The organism is Sphingomonas sp. CFBP 8765, from assembly GCF_014841445.1.
GTDB lineage: Bacteria > Pseudomonadota > Alphaproteobacteria > Sphingomonadales > Sphingomonadaceae > Sphingomonas > Sphingomonas aerolata.
Genome location: NZ_JACYTY010000003.1, coordinates 501,256 through 515,373, shown reverse-complemented (window position 1 = coordinate 515,373; position 14,118 = coordinate 501,256). Strand labels below are relative to the sequence as shown.

Sequence of the window (14,118 nt, the reverse complement as noted above, 5' to 3'; positions counted from 1 at the left end):
CAACAACACCTAGAGGACCTGCGATGACCCAATATGTGTACCGTTTCGGCGGCGGTGTTTCGGACGGCGGCAAGGGCGACAAGAACCTGCTCGGCGGCAAGGGCGCGAACCTCGCCGAGATGGCGTCGATCGGCCTGCCGGTGCCCCCGGGCTTCACGATCTCGACCGATTTCTGCGCGGTCTATTATGACGAGGGCGGCCAGTTCCCGCAGGGCCTGCGCGACGAGGTCGCGACCGGCCTCGCGCATATCGAGGGCGTGACCGGCAAGGTGTTCGGCGACGCCGCCGACCCGCTGCTCGTTTCGGTCCGCTCGGGTGCCCGCGCCTCGATGCCGGGGATGATGGACACCGTCCTCAACCTCGGGCTCAACGACGAGACGGTCGAGGGCCTTGCCGCCAAGGCCGAGGACGCGCGCTTCGCGTGGGACAGCTATCGCCGCTTCATCCAGATGTATGCCGACGTCGTCCTCGAGCTCGATCACGGCGCGTTCGAGGAAGCGCTCGAGATCGCCAAGGAAGACCAGGGCTTCACGCTCGACACCGAGCTGAGCGCGGACGACCTGCGCGCGCTGGTGACCGAGTATAAGGGCCTTGTTGAAAAGCTCTGGGGCAAGCCCTTCCCGCAGGACGTCCACGACCAGCTCTGGGGCGCGGTCGGCGCGGTGTTCGGTTCGTGGCAGTCGGAGCGGGCGAAGGTCTATCGCCGGCTCAACGACATTCCCGCCAGCTGGGGCACCGCGGTCAACATCCAGGCGATGGTGTTCGGCAACATGGGCGACACGTCGGCGACCGGCGTCGCGTTCACGCGCGATCCGTCGAAGGGCGACCGCGCCTATTACGGCGAGTTCCTGATCAATGCGCAGGGCGAGGACGTCGTCGCGGGCATCCGCACCCCGCAATATCTGACCAAGGTCGCGCGCGAGGACGCCGGCGCCAAGGCCGCCTCGATGGAAGAGGCGATGCCCGAGGTGTACGGCCAGCTCGCGGGCGTGTTCGACACGCTCGAAAACCATTACCGCGACATGCAGGACATCGAGTTCACGGTCGAGAAGACCAAGCTCTGGATGCTCCAGACGCGCGCGGGCAAGCGCACCGCCAAGGCCGCGCTCAAGATCGCGGTCGACATGGCGAATGAGGGCCTGATCACGCGCGAGGAAGCGATCCTGCGCGTCGAGCCGATGGCGCTCGACCAGCTCCTTCACCCGACGCTCGATCCCAATGCCAAGCGCGACGTGCTGACCAAAGGGCTTCCCGCCTCGCCGGGCGCGGCCTCGGGCGCGGTGGTGTTCGATGCGGATGCGGCGGAGAAGAAGGCCGCCGACGGCGTCGCGGTGATCCTCGTCCGGACCGAAACCTCGCCCGACGACATTCATGGGATGCACGCCGCGCGCGGCATCCTGACCGCACGCGGCGGGATGACCAGCCATGCGGCGGTCGTCGCACGCGGCATGGGGCGCCCGTGCGTCTCGGGCGCGGGGACGCTGTCGATCGACACCAAGGCGAAGATCATGCGCTGCGGCGGCCGCGAGGTGAAGGAGGGCGACCTGCTCACGATCGACGGCAGCACCGGCGAGGTGATGATCGGCGCGGTCGCGACCGTGCAGCCCGAGCTGTCGGGTGATTTCGGCACGCTGATGACCTGGGCGGACGAGGTTCGTCGCCTCAAGGTCCGCGCCAATGCCGAGACGCCCGAGGATTGCCGGGTCGCGCGCGAGTTCGGCGCGGAAGGCGTCGGGCTGTGCCGCACCGAGCACATGTTCTTCGAGAGCAGCCGCATCACCAACGTCCGCCAGATGATCTTGGCGAGCGACGAGAAGGGCCGCCGCGCCGCGCTCGAGAAGCTGCTGCCCGAACAGCGCAAGGACTTCACCGAGATCCTCGAGGTGATGGCCGGGCTGCCGGTGACGATCCGCCTGCTCGATCCGCCGCTCCACGAATTCCTGCCGCACGAGGAGTCCGAATTCGCCGAAGTCGCGACCGCGGCCGGGATCGACGTCGACACGCTCAAGCGTCGCGCGGCCGAGCTGCACGAGTTCAACCCGATGCTCGGTCATCGCGGCTGCCGTCTCGGCGTGACCTATCCCGAGATCTACGAGATGCAGGCGCGTGCGATCTTCGAGGCGGCGGTCGACGTCGCGGAGAAGTCTGGCGCGGCCCCGATCCCCGAGGTCATGATCCCGCTGGTGGCGACCCGCCGCGAGCTGGAGCTGATGAAGGCGGTCGTCGACAAGGCGGCGCAGGCGGTGTTCGCCGACAAGGGCCGGACGATCGAATATCTGGTCGGCACGATGATCGAGCTGCCCCGCGCCGCGCTGCGCGCAGGCGAGATCGCGGAAGTCGGCGAATTCTTCTCGTTCGGCACCAACGACCTGACGCAGACGACGCTGGGCGTCAGCCGCGACGACGCGGCGCGGTTCCTCGGCGCCTATGTCGAACAGGGCATCTATGCGAAGGACCCGTTCGTCAGCATCGACGTCGAGGGTGTCGGTGAACTGATCGAGATCGCCGCAGAGCGTGGCCGCAAGACGCGCTCGGGCATCAAGCTCGGCATCTGCGGCGAGCATGGCGGCGACCCGGCGAGCATCGCGTTCTGCGAGAAGGTCGGCCTCGATTACGTCTCGGCCAGCCCGTACCGCGTGCCGATCGCGCGGCTCGCGGCGGCGCAGGCGGCGCTGAACAAGCAGTAACCAACCACCCCGGCGGAGGCCGGGGCCCAGGTGGAATGTCCAGAGTAACTAGGGACCCTCCACAGTTACCAAACATTCCCAACTGGGCCCCGGCCTCCGCCGGGGTAGTGCAAAAGAGTGTTTCCCCGCGAAGGCGGAGATCCAGAATGGGCTCCCGCCTTCGCGGGAGAACAAAGTTTTGGGGGGGACGGCGCCCCCCGAACCCTCACCGACGCTGGTTGAAGTCGAACCAGCCGCGCTTGGTGCCGTCGGTCGCATAGCCCGGCCGCCCCGTTGCATAGCCGTCCGAATAGGCCACATCCCGATCCCGAGAGACCGGCGCCGCCGTCGTCCGTGCGACGGGCGCTGCCATTGGGGCCGCCACCGGCGCTGCCGCTGCCGCCTTCACCAGCCGCGCATTCTCGTGCTCCGCCTCGACCGCACGCTGTTCGGCGGCACTCGCGCGCAGGTCGGTCTCCTTGCGGGTCGCGCCATGCGCATCGCGCTCGGCAAGATAGCGCGCCTTCCACTTCTTGCCGCCGGGATGGCTGGCGAGGCCCAGCAACCAGCCCGCGATCAGGACCAGCCCCAGTGCGGCGAACTGCGTCGGTGTGGAAAACAACGGCATCGTGAAAACCCTCCTGTTACGGGGGCTCAACGAACCGCTGCGGCTGGGGTTGCCTCAGCTCTTGAGCAACGCATCCGAGATCGAACAGGCCGCGGGCCCGAGGATGACGACGAACAGCACGGGCAGGATGAACAGGATTAGCGGCACGGTCATGATCGCCGGCAGCCGCGCGGCCTTTTCCTCGGCGCGCATCATCCGTTCGTTGCGAAATTCGTTCGACAGCACGCGGAGTGCCGAGGCGAGGGGGGTGCCGTATTTTTCGGTCTGGACCATGGTCGTGACGACGCCCTTCACCGCGTCGAGCTTGACCCGGCCGGCGAGATTCTCGAACGCGCTGCGCCGGTCGGTCAGGAAGCCCAGTTCGATCGCGGTCAGCGTGAATTCCTCGCCCAGTTCGGGATAGGCACGGCCGAGTTCGCGCGCGACGCGGTGGAACGCCGCATCGATCGTCAGCCCCGCCTCCGCACAGATCACCAGCAGGTCGAGCGCGTCGGGCAGGCCCTTGCGGATCGCATCGGTGCGCTTGGTGATCTTGTTGTCGAGATACAGGTCGGGGGCCTTGTAGCTGAGGATGAAGCTGACCGCGACGAGACCGTATTTCTTGAGCGGGCTCCACGTCGCGAAGCCGTCCGTGCCATAGACCCAGATGACCATCGCGCCGCCGATCACGATCGGCAGGACGAGCCGGCCGAAGATCACCGCGGGCGCCCATTCCTTCGACCGGATCCCCGCCTGCGCCAGCTTGACCTGGACCGCCTTGACCTGGCTGTCCTGCAAGACCTTCATCGACGACAGCCAGCCGCGCATACGGTCGGCGGCATCGTGGCGCTGCACGAGCTTGGCGCGCCGCTTGGTCGACGCCGTGATGCCCGCTTTCAACTGTTCACGACGATCGTTGAGCGCCTTGACCCGCTTGGCCATCGGATCGCTGACCGTGGTGGCGGCATAGATCGCCACCATCACCGCGAAGGCGGCGACTCCCGACAGGATCGTCGCGACCCACAGGACGTCGAATCCGAGCAGCATAGGTCCGGCGGTCTCACCCATCATCCTGCTCCTAAATCTCGAAGCTGATCATCTTGGACATGATGAACGACCCGATCGCCATCCAGCACAGCCCGCCCATGCCGATCACCATCAGCCGCTCGTCGATGAAGAACTTCTGCATGTACGTCCCGTTGATGAACCAGATCAGCCCGAACACGATGAACGGCAGCGCGCCGATGATATAGGCCGACGCCTTGGACTCGGACGACATCGCCTTGATCTTCAGCTTCATCTGCGCGCGCATCCGCAATACGTGGGCGAGATTGGCGAGCGTCTCGGCCAGATTGCCGCCGGTCTCGCGCTGGATCGCGATGGTGATGACGAAGAACTGGAATTCGGGCGTGCCGAGCCGGTCCGCGGTCTCCTGCAGCGCGACGTCCATCGTCCGGCCGATCTTCATCTTGTCGCTGACCGATCGGAATTCCTCGCCGACCGGACCGTCGACCTCGGCGCCGACGACGCCGATCGTCTCGCTGATCGGCAGACCGGAGCGCAAGCCGCGCACCAGCAGCTCGATCGCGTCGGGAAACTTCTGTGTGAACTTGGCTACCCGGCGCTTGAGGACCTTGCCGACCACCAGATGCGGGATGCCGATGCCGACGAACAGGCCGACGAACAGCGCGAGGAAGATCGGCATGCCACGCACCAGCATCAGGAACGCAACGACCAGCGTCAGCCCCGCGGTCGCCATGCCATATTGTCCGACGGTCCAGTCCTTGCCGGTCATCGCCAGCCGCTTGGCAAGCTCGGCACGGTTGGGCAGGAACCGCCCGACCGCCAGATCCATCCGCGTGTCGCCCGCCATCGCGATCCGGCGCATCTGCGCCTCGGGCATGGCGACGCCGTCGCCGTGGCGCAGACGCAGCGACGCGACCCGGCGTGTCTGCGCGCGCCCGGTGGAGGGACCGGCAAAGGCGAACACCAGCAGGCCGAGCACGGTGCAGCCGCCCAGCGCGACCATGATGACGGGAAGCATGTCCATCGCCGCCTAGGCCTTCCGTGGCCGATCGGCGTGCATCCGCGGCCGGCGCGGCGTCACGACTTGACCGCCCGCTTGGCCATCAGCCCCTTCAGGTCGCTGAACTTGCCGAGCAGCGAGACGCCGCCCGACCGGCGGGGCGTCTTGGCGCTCGCCGCCTCCGTGCCGGTGGCATCGACCGCGACCATCAGTTCGGTGACGAGCGCGACGATCGGTACGATCGTCTTCGACGTCTTGCCGGCCTCGACGATCGGCTTGCCGAGCTTGGCGGCCTGCGCCGCGAGCTTCTGGTCGAACACCACGACATGATCGATCCGCCGCTCGATCGAGCCCTCGAAATCCTTGCGACTGATCTCGAGCTGGCCGCCGGCATGCATCCGGTTGGCGAGCACGAGTACCCGGGTCTTCGGCGCGTTGGACTTCATCCATGACAGCAGGCGGATCGTGTCGCGCGCCGCCGCCAGCGTCAGGTCGGTGATGAGCACTGCGAGGTGGACCTCGCTGATCAGATGAGGATGCTGGACCAGCATGCCGCGCGGCAGGTCGACGATGGTGCAGTCGAACGCCGCACACATCTCCTCCTGCAGCTGGTAGAAGGCGGCGCCGTCGGTCATCAGCGGCGCGTTGATCGGCGCCTCCGCGCTCAGCACCGACAGCTTCTCCGACGCCTTGACCATCGCGCGCTCGATGAACAGCCCGTCGATCCGGCTCGGATTCTCGATCGCATCGGTCAGTCCGCGGCCCGGCTCGAGATCGAGCGACAGCGCGCCGGTGCCGAAATGCACGTCGAGATCGAGCAGCGCGGTCGCGCGCTGTTCCTTCTCCGCGATCAGCCAGGCGACCGACGTCGCGATCGTCGATGCGCCGACGCCGCCGCGCGTGCCGATGATCGCGATCGAGCATTGCGGACGCGCCGGGGCATGTTCGACATGTTTGGGCGCGCTGAGCATCGCCTGCGCATGGCCGAACGCCTCGCGCAGCATGTCGGGGTGCAGCGGCTTGAGCAGATAGTCCTGGATCCCGCTGGCGACGAGATCGCGGTACAGCCGGACATCGTTCACCTGGCCTGCCGCGATCACCACCGTGCCGGGCTCGCACACTTCGGCCAGGGCGTTGATGTCGTTGAGCGGATCGCCCGATTCGGCGAGGTCGACGAACAGGATCTGCGGGCTGGCGGACACTGACAGCGACTGGATCGCGTTGCGCAGTCCGCCCTTGCTGACCTTGTCGACCGACCAGCCGAGCTCGGCCGCGATCGGGCGCAGCGCCTCGGCGGTCGCCTCGTCGCAGACATAGGCGGCGAAGGGTTCGCGGTGCGCGATGCCTGCGGGCTTCCAGGGTGCGTTCATCACTTGCCCCCTGCGGTTTCGGACCGCAGCGCGTTGTTTGCGCCGGTCGGCACCGCGCGGCGATACACATCGATCGCCTTGAACGAGGAGGCCGGGTCATAGGTCTCGGCGTCGCCGGAGCCGCGGACGAGATCCTCGGGCCGCGCGACCATCGCCGCGAGGTTGCGGTTCATCGCGCACCCATAGTTGGACGAGGTGTGGCTGGCGATGTCGATGCTCGCGTCGCGCGACCAGTCGGGGCAGCCGGGGACATCGGCGCGCATCCGCGTGACGACGATCCGGATCGCGCCGGGGCTGACCGGCGCCTGCGTGACCGGGGTGTCGGGGGACAGCAACAGGCCATAGCCCGCGACGACGTCGGCGATCTCCGCGCGCGCCATCGGTGCTTCGCCCGCAGGATCGTCGATCGCGACGCGGTCGCCATAGCCGACCCGCATCGTCGTCATCCAGCCCGCCAGCCGCCGCGCCTCGCCCTGCGCCAGCGTGCCGCCGGCGGTGCCGAGGTCGAGCGCATAATTGGCGCGGCTCACGACCGGCTGGTGGACCGATTCGAGACCGCGATTCTCGGTTCCCATACAGCCGCCGAGCAGCAGCGCAGATCCGAGCGATAGCAGCAGGATCGGGTGTTTCGTCATCGTGCGAAGTCCTTGAAACATGGCGCGGCGCGGGATCAGTTGGAGAAGCCGGGCATCGGTGCGGCGCCCTTGCTCGTCTTCGGCTTGGTGCCCGTCTGGATGGCCGGCTGCTGCGGGTCGCGAGTCGGCATGGGGCCGATCGGCGCGGCAGCGCCGATCGCGGGGTTGGCATAGCCCATCGGCGCGACGCTCGGCACCGGCCGGCGCCCGCCCGTCGTTCCGCCGCCGAGATCGCCGAGCAGGACCCGGCCGGCATCGGTCGGTGCCTTGTAGCCGTCGGTGGGCAGCGCGATGTCCGCCGGGTTGTTGACCGGCTTGACCAGATAGGGGGTGATGATCACCACCAGTTCGGTCTCGTTGCGCTGGAAGCTGTTGGAGCGGAACAGCGCGCCGATGATCGGCAGGCTCGCGAGCCCCGGCGTCTTGTCGTAGGTGTTGTTGTGGTTGTTCGACAGCAGCCCGCTGATCATCATGCTCTGGCCCGAGCCGAGCTCGACCGTCGTCTCGGTCCGCCGCGTCGTCAGCCCCGGCACCCGCGTGCCGTTCAGCGTGACCGCGTTGGAATAATCGAGCTGCGACACTTCGGGGCGGACGCGCAACGAGATGCGACCGTCCGAGAGCACGGTCGGGGTGTAGGCGAGGCTGACGCCATATTGCTTATACTCGACCGACACCGTGCCCAGCGCCTGCGCGATCGGGATCGGCACTTCGCCGCCCGCGAGGAACGTCCCGGTCTCGCCCGACAGCGCGGTGAGGTTCGGGTTGGCGAGCGTGGAGACCTGTCCGGTCTGCTCGCCAAGGTCGATCGCCGCGAGCAGGTCGAGCCCGAGCAGGCGCCCGGCCATCCCGATCGTGGAGCCGGTGGTGGACTTGGCAGGGAAGCCGAACAGCGTGTTGCCGGGCACCGCGCCGTTCGCGTCGATCGCCGCGCCGGGAACCCCGACGACGCCGGGGACCGTGGTGATGGTGCCTTGCCGCCCCTGCGCGATGTTAAAGAGGAAATTGCCCGACCCGCGGCTGGTCAGGTTGACGCCGATCGTCTTGACGAAGCTGCGCGAAACCTCGGCGACGCGGACCTGCAGGTTGACCTGGAGCGGCGTCGCGGTCTTGAGCCGCGACAGGACCTTGGTCGCATCGCCGACGAAGGCCTGGACCAGCCGTTCGGCCTCCGCTGCATCCTCGGGCGCGGCGACCGTGCCGGTGAGCAGGACCAGCCCGTTCATCGGCGTCGCGACGACCTGCGCATCGGGCATCGCCAGCCCGAGCATCTGCTGGACCGAATCGAGATTATTGCCGACTCGTACCGTCGAGCTGTAGACGATCGCGCCGCCCTTGGCGGTCGCCGAGATCGTCGTCTCGCCGGTCTTCTTGCCGAAGATGTAGAGCTGGGTCGGCGAGCGGACCTGGACGTCGGCGATCGTGTCGTCGGCGACAAACAGGTCGCTCATCGGCCGCGACAGCGTCACCAGTCGGCCACGCCCGGTATTGACCTGAACCAGCCCAGCGGGAGCGGCCGAGACCTGCGCCTGCGCGATGGCCGGCGCGGAGGGCGCGGTACCTGCCGCGGCGAGCACCGCGGCGAACGACCAGCCGAGCGACGCCCGCATCCCTGTCATGCTCGTACGCATCTTACTTCCCCCCCACCGGAACGATGGTCATGCTGTTGCCGCGGGCGACCCGGACGACCGGGCCCGACGCGATCGCGCCCGAAGGGGCTCCCGCCGGCGCGCCGCCGGGCACGCCAGCCGGCATCATCATCTGTGCCGAGCCGCCCGGACCGCCGGACGCGACCGCCTTGCCCGGCACGGTGCTGCGCTGGTAGCGCGACACGTCCGCGCCGGTGACGTAGCTGCTCGCACCCGACGACGGCTGGCTCGCGAGACGTAGCAGCATCGCGCGCTCCGCCTTGGGATCCGACCCCGCGGGCACGCTCACGTTGCCCGACGCGATCGCGTCCTCGAGCTCGCCCGCATTGTCCGCGATCGACCGCAGCGACAGCGACAGCGTGCCCACCGTCTGCGCGACCGCGATCTCCTCGGCCATCTTGGGCGTCGTCTCGACCGTGACCGTCGAGAAGGTGCTGACGACGGTCTTGCCGTCGTCGCCGACCTTGTTGTCGGTGCGCTGGTCGGTCGCGAGCACGCGCACGTTGCGCATGATCGTCTCCGACACCTTCAGCGGATCACCGTCACCGCCACCCGACACTGCCTGGGTCAGGACCAGATCGATCCGGTCGCCCGGGAACACGAAGCCCGCGACCGACGCCTGTTCCGAGACGGGGACGGTCACCGCGCGCATGCCGGGCCCGAGCGCGGCCGCGAGGAAGCCGCGGTCGCCGGGCTTGACCAGCGCGCCCTGCGTCACCGGCTGGCCCGCGGTGATCATGTTGCGCACCACGGTGCCCTGCAGCGCCTTCAGGTCGGTCTTGTCCTTCAGGTAATAGGCGTTGTCGACGAGCTCCTTGGGCCAGGGCTGGAACTTCAATGCGGTCGCATCGAGGATCGTGCCGACCGGGAGCGCGCGGGTCGCGACCAGCACTTCCGGGCCGTCGATCACGGCGGGCTGCATCGCCACCGCGGTCGCCTGCGGGGCTGCGCTGCCCGCGATCAGCGTGCGGGCGAAGAAGGCCGTGACCGCCGCCACGATCAACGCACCGACCAGCAATATGAGCTTGCGACTATCCATGACTCATCGTGCCTTTCGGGCGCCGTGTGATTGATCGAACATTAAGTATCTACCGCAGGGAGTTAAGGAGTGGTTCGTGGACCGCGACGAGCCCTGCAAAGGCGATCGCGATGCCGTAGGGCACCTCGATCGCGGCGTTTTCGACGCCCGAATCGGCGCGCCGCATGGCCAGCTTCCTTGCGATCAGCATCCCCGCGGTCAGCACGCCGCCCGCGATCGACATCACCATCAGCATCGCCATGAACGCGCCGAACGGTAGCCACAGCGACAGCGCGACGATCAGCTTGACGTCGCCGCCGCCCATCAGCCCGAAATGAAAAGCGATGCAGAACAGCGCGAAGACCGCCGCGGCGATCCCGATCTGGATCGCCATGTCGGGCCAGGGTGACAGGCCGTTGGCCCACCACCACAAGGGCGCGAGCAGCACGATCGCGGCGGTCTTCGCATTGGCGATCTCCCGCGTCCGTGCGTCCTCGATCGCAGCGAGGACAAGCAGCCCGGCGAGCAGAAAAAGTAGAATTGGAAGAGTAAACGTCGACCCCATGCACTACATTTAGCGGGTATGGCTTTCGAAAAAGTAACTGTGTCGCCGATGTTCGATTCTGATCCGACCTCCGGGCCCGCCTCCGGTCCGGCCCGTCCGCATGCCCGCACCACCGTCGCACCGATCGTGCCAGCCGCGAGTCGGCGCGCGATTCCCGACGATGCCCGCGTCAGTCGCTGGGTCGCGCCCGACGGCTGGAGCCTGAGGCGGTTCGACTGGCCGGCACCGAACGCGCGCGGACGCTTTCTCTTCCAGGCCGGTCGCGGCGACAGTTTCGAGAAATATCTCGAGACGATCGCGCATCTGCGCAGCGTCGGCTGGTCAGTGACCTCGCTCGACTGGCGCGGGCAGGGCGGGTCGGGGCGGCTGTCCCCCGACCCCTATGTCGGCCATGTCGACGACTTCGCGACCTACGATGCCGATCTCGCCGGCTTCTGGCATCAATGGCGCGGCGAAGGCGATGGCGACATCCCGACGGCGATCCTTGGCCATTCGATGGGCGGGCTGATGGTGATGCGCGCGCTGACGGCGGGGACGATCGACCCGGCGGCGGCGATCCTCGTCGCACCGATGCTGGGCCTTCGCTCTCCCCTCGGCGCGCGGCTGAGCGGCCGGATCGCGCGCTACATGGCGCGGCGTGCGCCGATCCGCGCGGCCTGGCGCCAGAACGAGCGGCCCGGGCCCGTCGCCTCGCGTCAGCGTCTGCTCACCCACGACGCCGACCGCTATCACGACGAACGCTGGTGGCACGAGGCGCAGCCCGACCTGCAGCTCGGTCCGCCGAGCTGGACCTGGCTGTCCGAAGCATTCGCCGGGTCCGCTGCGCTCGCCTGTGATCCGCGCGTCGAGACGATCGCTACGCCGGTGCTGATGCTGCTCGCGGATGCCGACAAGCTGGTCGATCCGCATGCCGCGGTCCGGATCGTCGAGCGGCTGCGCGACGCGCGGCTGGTGCGCTTCGGGCCTGAATCGGCGCATGAGATCCTGCGCGAATCGGATGCTGTGCGTGACCGCGCGCTGGCCGCGCTCGACGCGTTTCTCGACGACACGGTGCCGCGCCGATGAGCGTATACGACGTCGCGATCGTCGGTGCGGGTATGGCCGGCGTCAGCCTCGCCGCGATGCTCGCGCCGCATGCGCGCGTGCTGCTGCTCGAGGCGGAGGACATGCCGGGCTACCACGCGACGGGGCGGTCCGCGGCTTTCTGGTCGGAAACCTATGGTGGCCCCGGCATCCAGCCGCTGACGACCGCGTCGGGGCCGGTGCTCAGGGCCGGCGGGCATCTTCAGCCGCTGGGTTCGCTTCATATCGGTCGTGCGCAGGACGCGCCCGCGATCGACAGGTTTCTGGCCGAATTCAGCGACAGCGACGTGCAGCTCGACCGGATCGATCCGGCGGCGTGCCTTCCCGGGCTGCGCCCCGACTGGACGCTCGGGGTGCACGAGCCGAGTTGCGCCTATATCGATGTCGCCGGGCTGCATGCGCACGACCTGGCGACCGCGCGGCGGGGCGGGGCGGATCTCGTGACCGGCGCTGCGCTGCAGGCCGCCCGGCGCGACTCGGGCCAGTGGAGCATCGAGACGCCCGCGGGGACGTTTCGCGCCGCGGTACTGGTCAATGCGGCGGGGGCCTGGGCCGATAGCGTCGCGCGGCGTGCGGGTGTGGCACCGATCGGACTTCAGCCCTACCGGCGGACGATGGTCCAGCTGCGGACCGATCCCGCAGCCGCGGCGGGCATGCCGCATGTCGCCGACATTTCAGGCGGCTTCTATTTCAAGCCCGAGCCCGGCGGGCGCCTCTGGCTGAGCCCGCATGACGAGACGCCGACCGACCCCTGCGATGCCGCGCCCGAGGAGATCGACGTCGCGATCGCGATCGACCGGCTCGAACAGGCGGTCGACTGGCAGGTCACACAGGTCGAACGCCGCTGGGCGGGCCTGCGGACCTTCGCGCCCGACCGGCTGCCGGTCTATGGTTTCGACCCGAGCGAACCCGGCTTCTTCTGGTGCGCGGGGCAGGGCGGCTTCGGCATCCAGACCGCACCGGCGGCAGCGCGCCTTGCGGCCGCGTTGCTGCTCGGGACGCCGCCTGATCCTGCGGTGGCGGGGATCGATCCGCACCGCTATTCGCCCCGTCGTTTCTAACGCCGTTTCGTGTCAGCCTAGCGGCGGCCAGGCGTCATCGCCGCAATCGCGGCGTTGCTGGCCAGCGTGTCGGCGCGTTCGTTCTCGGGGTGGCCGGCATGGCCCTTGACCCATTGCCATTCGATCTTGTGCCGCGCGACCGCGGCGAGCAGCGCGTGCCACAGCTCGGCATTCTTCACCGGCTTCTTGTCCGCGGTCCTCCAGCCGTTGCGCTGCCAGCCCTTCACCCATTTGGTCAGGCCATCCATCACATATTTGCTGTCGGTGTACAGCGTCACCGCGCAGGGCCGGGTGAGGATGTTGAGCGCCTTGATCGCCGCGGTCATCTCCATCCGGTTGTTCGTCGTCTGCGGCTCGCCGCCCGACAATTCCTTCTCGTGCGCGCCCATCCGGATCACCGCGCCCCAGCCGCCCGGTCCCGGATTCCCCTTGCACGCGCCATCAGTATAGATCTCGACCTTGGTCATCGTTGTCGCGGTAGCGTCGTCGGTCATGCGAACAGGTCGTCCTTGAGATAGGCTTCGAGCCGCCGCCAATAGGCGAGCGGATCCTTGCGCGTCACCAGCGCATCGGCCGGCGTGTTGACCCAGTCCCAGGCGCGCGTCAGCAGGAAGCGCAGGCAGGCGCCCTGCGCGAGGATCGGCAGCGCGGCACGCTCCGCCTCGGACAGCGCGAACCGGCTTTCATAGCCTGCGATCAGCGCGGCGCCGATCGCGGGATCGTAACGCTCGCCGGTCGCATCGAACGCCCAGGCGCTGTGCATCACTGCCAGATCATAGGCGCGGATGTCGGTGCAGGCGAAGTAGAAGTCGATCACCCCGGTCACGCGGTCGCCGAGCATCAGGACATTGTCGGGGAACAGGTCCGTATGGATCGCCGCCACCGGCAGGTCGCGCGGCCACTGCGCGAGCACCCGCGCCAGCGCTGCCTCGATCCGCGCGAACAGCCCCGGTGCGATCGTGTCGATCCCAGCACCGCACCGCTCGAGCAGCGGGCGCCAGGTGTCGGCGCCCAGCGGGTTGGCGCGGGTCAGTGCGAAGTCCGCCAGCCCGGCATGGAGCTGGCCCATCGCCGCGCCGGCCGCCCGTGCCTGTGCGGGGGTCGGGTGCGACACCGACACGCCGGTCAGGAACTCGATCAGACAGGCCGAGCGCCCGGCGAGCTGCTGGATCGCGGTACCGTCGCGATCGGGCAGCGCGCGCGGCACCGGATTGCCCGCCTCGGCCAGATGATCGAGCATCGCGAGGAAGAAGGGCAGGTCGTCGGTCGACGTCCATTCCTCGTACAGCGTCAGGATGAAGCGGTCCGCAGTGGTCTCGACCAGGTAGTTGCTGTTCTGCACCCCCTCGGCGATCCCCTTGGCAGAGACCAGCGCACCCTGGTCGTACCGCGCGAGGAACGTTCCGAGCGCCTCGGCCGAGACCTGCGTATAGACCGCCAT

At 68.3% G+C, this 14,118-nt stretch carries 13 protein-coding genes; 3 read left to right on the top strand and 10 right to left on the bottom strand.

Annotated features, from left to right (window positions below):
* Nucleotides 1-23 precede the first annotated feature (23 nt).
* Nucleotides 24-2,687 (top strand): pyruvate, phosphate dikinase, encoded by a 2,664-nt coding sequence (gene ppdK, locus IFT87_RS10955; RefSeq protein ID WP_192008449.1) that lies wholly within the window; start codon nt 24-26, stop codon nt 2,685-2,687.
* A 205-nt stretch (nt 2,688-2,892) separates the two neighbouring features.
* Here the strand turns inward: ppdK and IFT87_RS10950 are convergent, their stop codons facing one another.
* From IFT87_RS10950 to IFT87_RS10915, 8 genes are read right to left on the bottom strand one after another with little or no spacing between them, the layout of a single operon-like run.
* Nucleotides 2,893-3,294 carry a hypothetical protein gene (locus IFT87_RS10950; protein ID WP_037531480.1) on the bottom strand — a complete coding sequence of 134 codons (402 nt, stop codon included), beginning with the start codon at nt 3,292-3,294 and terminating at the stop codon, nt 2,893-2,895.
* A 54-nt stretch (nt 3,295-3,348) separates the two neighbouring features.
* Nucleotides 3,349-4,344, bottom strand: coding sequence for a type II secretion system F family protein (locus IFT87_RS10945; RefSeq protein WP_166746147.1), 996 nt, complete (start codon nt 4,342-4,344; stop codon nt 3,349-3,351).
* Nucleotides 4,345-4,351: 7 nt separating this feature from the next.
* Nucleotides 4,352-5,323, bottom strand: a complete 972-nt coding sequence (locus tag IFT87_RS10940; protein WP_031441588.1) for a type II secretion system F family protein — start codon at nt 5,321-5,323, stop codon at nt 4,352-4,354.
* Between the two features lie 53 nt (nt 5,324-5,376).
* Entirely contained in the window at nt 5,377-6,669 is a 1,293-nt protein-coding gene (locus tag IFT87_RS10935) for an AAA family ATPase (RefSeq protein ID WP_192008447.1), read from the bottom strand.
* Complete coding sequence (locus IFT87_RS10930) at nt 6,669-7,304, bottom strand: CpaD family pilus assembly protein (RefSeq protein WP_031441590.1); 636 nt, start codon at nt 7,302-7,304, stop codon at nt 6,669-6,671. Before IFT87_RS10930 ends, IFT87_RS10935 begins: the two co-directional genes overlap by 1 nt.
* Nucleotides 7,305-7,339: 35 nt before the next feature.
* Entirely contained in the window at nt 7,340-8,932 is a 1,593-nt protein-coding gene (locus IFT87_RS10925; protein WP_037531483.1) for a type II and III secretion system protein family protein, read from the bottom strand.
* A gap of 1 nt (nt 8,933) precedes the next feature.
* The gene (cpaB, locus tag IFT87_RS10920) at nt 8,934-9,989 is read right to left on the bottom strand and encodes a Flp pilus assembly protein CpaB (protein WP_192008445.1); all 1,056 of its coding nucleotides are present in this window, start codon (nt 9,987-9,989) and stop codon (nt 8,934-8,936) included.
* 49 nt (nt 9,990-10,038) lie between these two features.
* The gene (locus IFT87_RS10915; RefSeq protein WP_031395063.1) at nt 10,039-10,533 is read right to left on the bottom strand and encodes an A24 family peptidase; all 495 of its coding nucleotides are present in this window, start codon (nt 10,531-10,533) and stop codon (nt 10,039-10,041) included.
* Nucleotides 10,534-10,581: 48 nt separating this feature from the next.
* On the opposite strand from IFT87_RS10915, the gene IFT87_RS10910 reads away from it, so the two are divergent.
* Together IFT87_RS10910 and IFT87_RS10905 are read left to right on the top strand one after the other, a co-directional pair.
* On the top strand, nt 10,582-11,598 hold the full coding sequence (locus tag IFT87_RS10910; RefSeq protein ID WP_192008528.1) for an alpha/beta fold hydrolase: 1,017 nt from the start codon (nt 10,582-10,584) through the stop codon (nt 11,596-11,598).
* Nucleotides 11,595-12,677, top strand: a complete 1,083-nt coding sequence (locus tag IFT87_RS10905; protein ID WP_037530346.1) for an NAD(P)/FAD-dependent oxidoreductase — start codon at nt 11,595-11,597, stop codon at nt 12,675-12,677. Before IFT87_RS10910 ends, IFT87_RS10905 begins: the two co-directional genes overlap by 4 nt.
* A 17-nt stretch (nt 12,678-12,694) precedes the next feature.
* Here the strand turns inward: IFT87_RS10905 and rnhA are convergent, their stop codons facing one another.
* Together rnhA and thrB are read right to left on the bottom strand one after the other, a co-directional pair.
* The gene (gene rnhA / locus IFT87_RS10900) at nt 12,695-13,171 is read right to left on the bottom strand and encodes a ribonuclease HI (protein ID WP_249403297.1); all 477 of its coding nucleotides are present in this window, start codon (nt 13,169-13,171) and stop codon (nt 12,695-12,697) included.
* Nucleotides 13,168-14,118 carry a homoserine kinase gene (gene thrB / locus IFT87_RS10895; RefSeq protein ID WP_192008443.1) on the bottom strand — a complete coding sequence of 317 codons (951 nt, stop codon included), beginning with the start codon at nt 14,116-14,118 and terminating at the stop codon, nt 13,168-13,170. Before thrB ends, rnhA begins: the two co-directional genes overlap by 4 nt.

Excerpts from the sequence above, each read along its gene's own strand:
- IFT87_RS10935 (WP_192008447.1), bottom strand. The coding sequence starts at position 6,669 with ATGAACGCACCCTGGAAGCCCGCAGGCATCGCGCACCGCGAACCCTTC.
- IFT87_RS10940 (WP_031441588.1), bottom strand. The coding sequence starts at position 5,323 with ATGGACATGCTTCCCGTCATCATGGTCGCGCTGGGCGGCTGCACCGTG.
- IFT87_RS10905 (WP_037530346.1), top strand. The coding sequence starts at position 11,595 with ATGAGCGTATACGACGTCGCGATCGTCGGTGCGGGTATGGCCGGCGTC.
- IFT87_RS10945 (WP_166746147.1), bottom strand. The coding sequence starts at position 4,344 with ATGATGGGTGAGACCGCCGGACCTATGCTGCTCGGATTCGACGTCCTG.
- IFT87_RS10950 (WP_037531480.1), bottom strand. The coding sequence starts at position 3,294 with ATGCCGTTGTTTTCCACACCGACGCAGTTCGCCGCACTGGGGCTGGTC.
- ppdK (WP_192008449.1), top strand. The coding sequence starts at position 24 with ATGACCCAATATGTGTACCGTTTCGGCGGCGGTGTTTCGGACGGCGGC.
- IFT87_RS10915 (WP_031395063.1), bottom strand. The coding sequence starts at position 10,533 with ATGGGGTCGACGTTTACTCTTCCAATTCTACTTTTTCTGCTCGCCGGG.
- IFT87_RS10910 (WP_192008528.1), top strand. The coding sequence starts at position 10,582 with ATGTTCGATTCTGATCCGACCTCCGGGCCCGCCTCCGGTCCGGCCCGT.
- IFT87_RS10930 (WP_031441590.1), bottom strand. The coding sequence starts at position 7,304 with ATGACGAAACACCCGATCCTGCTGCTATCGCTCGGATCTGCGCTGCTG.
- rnhA (WP_249403297.1), bottom strand. The coding sequence starts at position 13,171 with ATGACCGACGACGCTACCGCGACAACGATGACCAAGGTCGAGATCTAT.
- IFT87_RS10925 (WP_037531483.1), bottom strand. The coding sequence starts at position 8,932 with ATGCGTACGAGCATGACAGGGATGCGGGCGTCGCTCGGCTGGTCGTTC.
- cpaB (WP_192008445.1), bottom strand. The coding sequence starts at position 9,989 with ATGGATAGTCGCAAGCTCATATTGCTGGTCGGTGCGTTGATCGTGGCG.
- thrB (WP_192008443.1), bottom strand. The coding sequence starts at position 14,118 with ATGGCGGTCTATACGCAGGTCTCGGCCGAGGCGCTCGGAACGTTCCTC.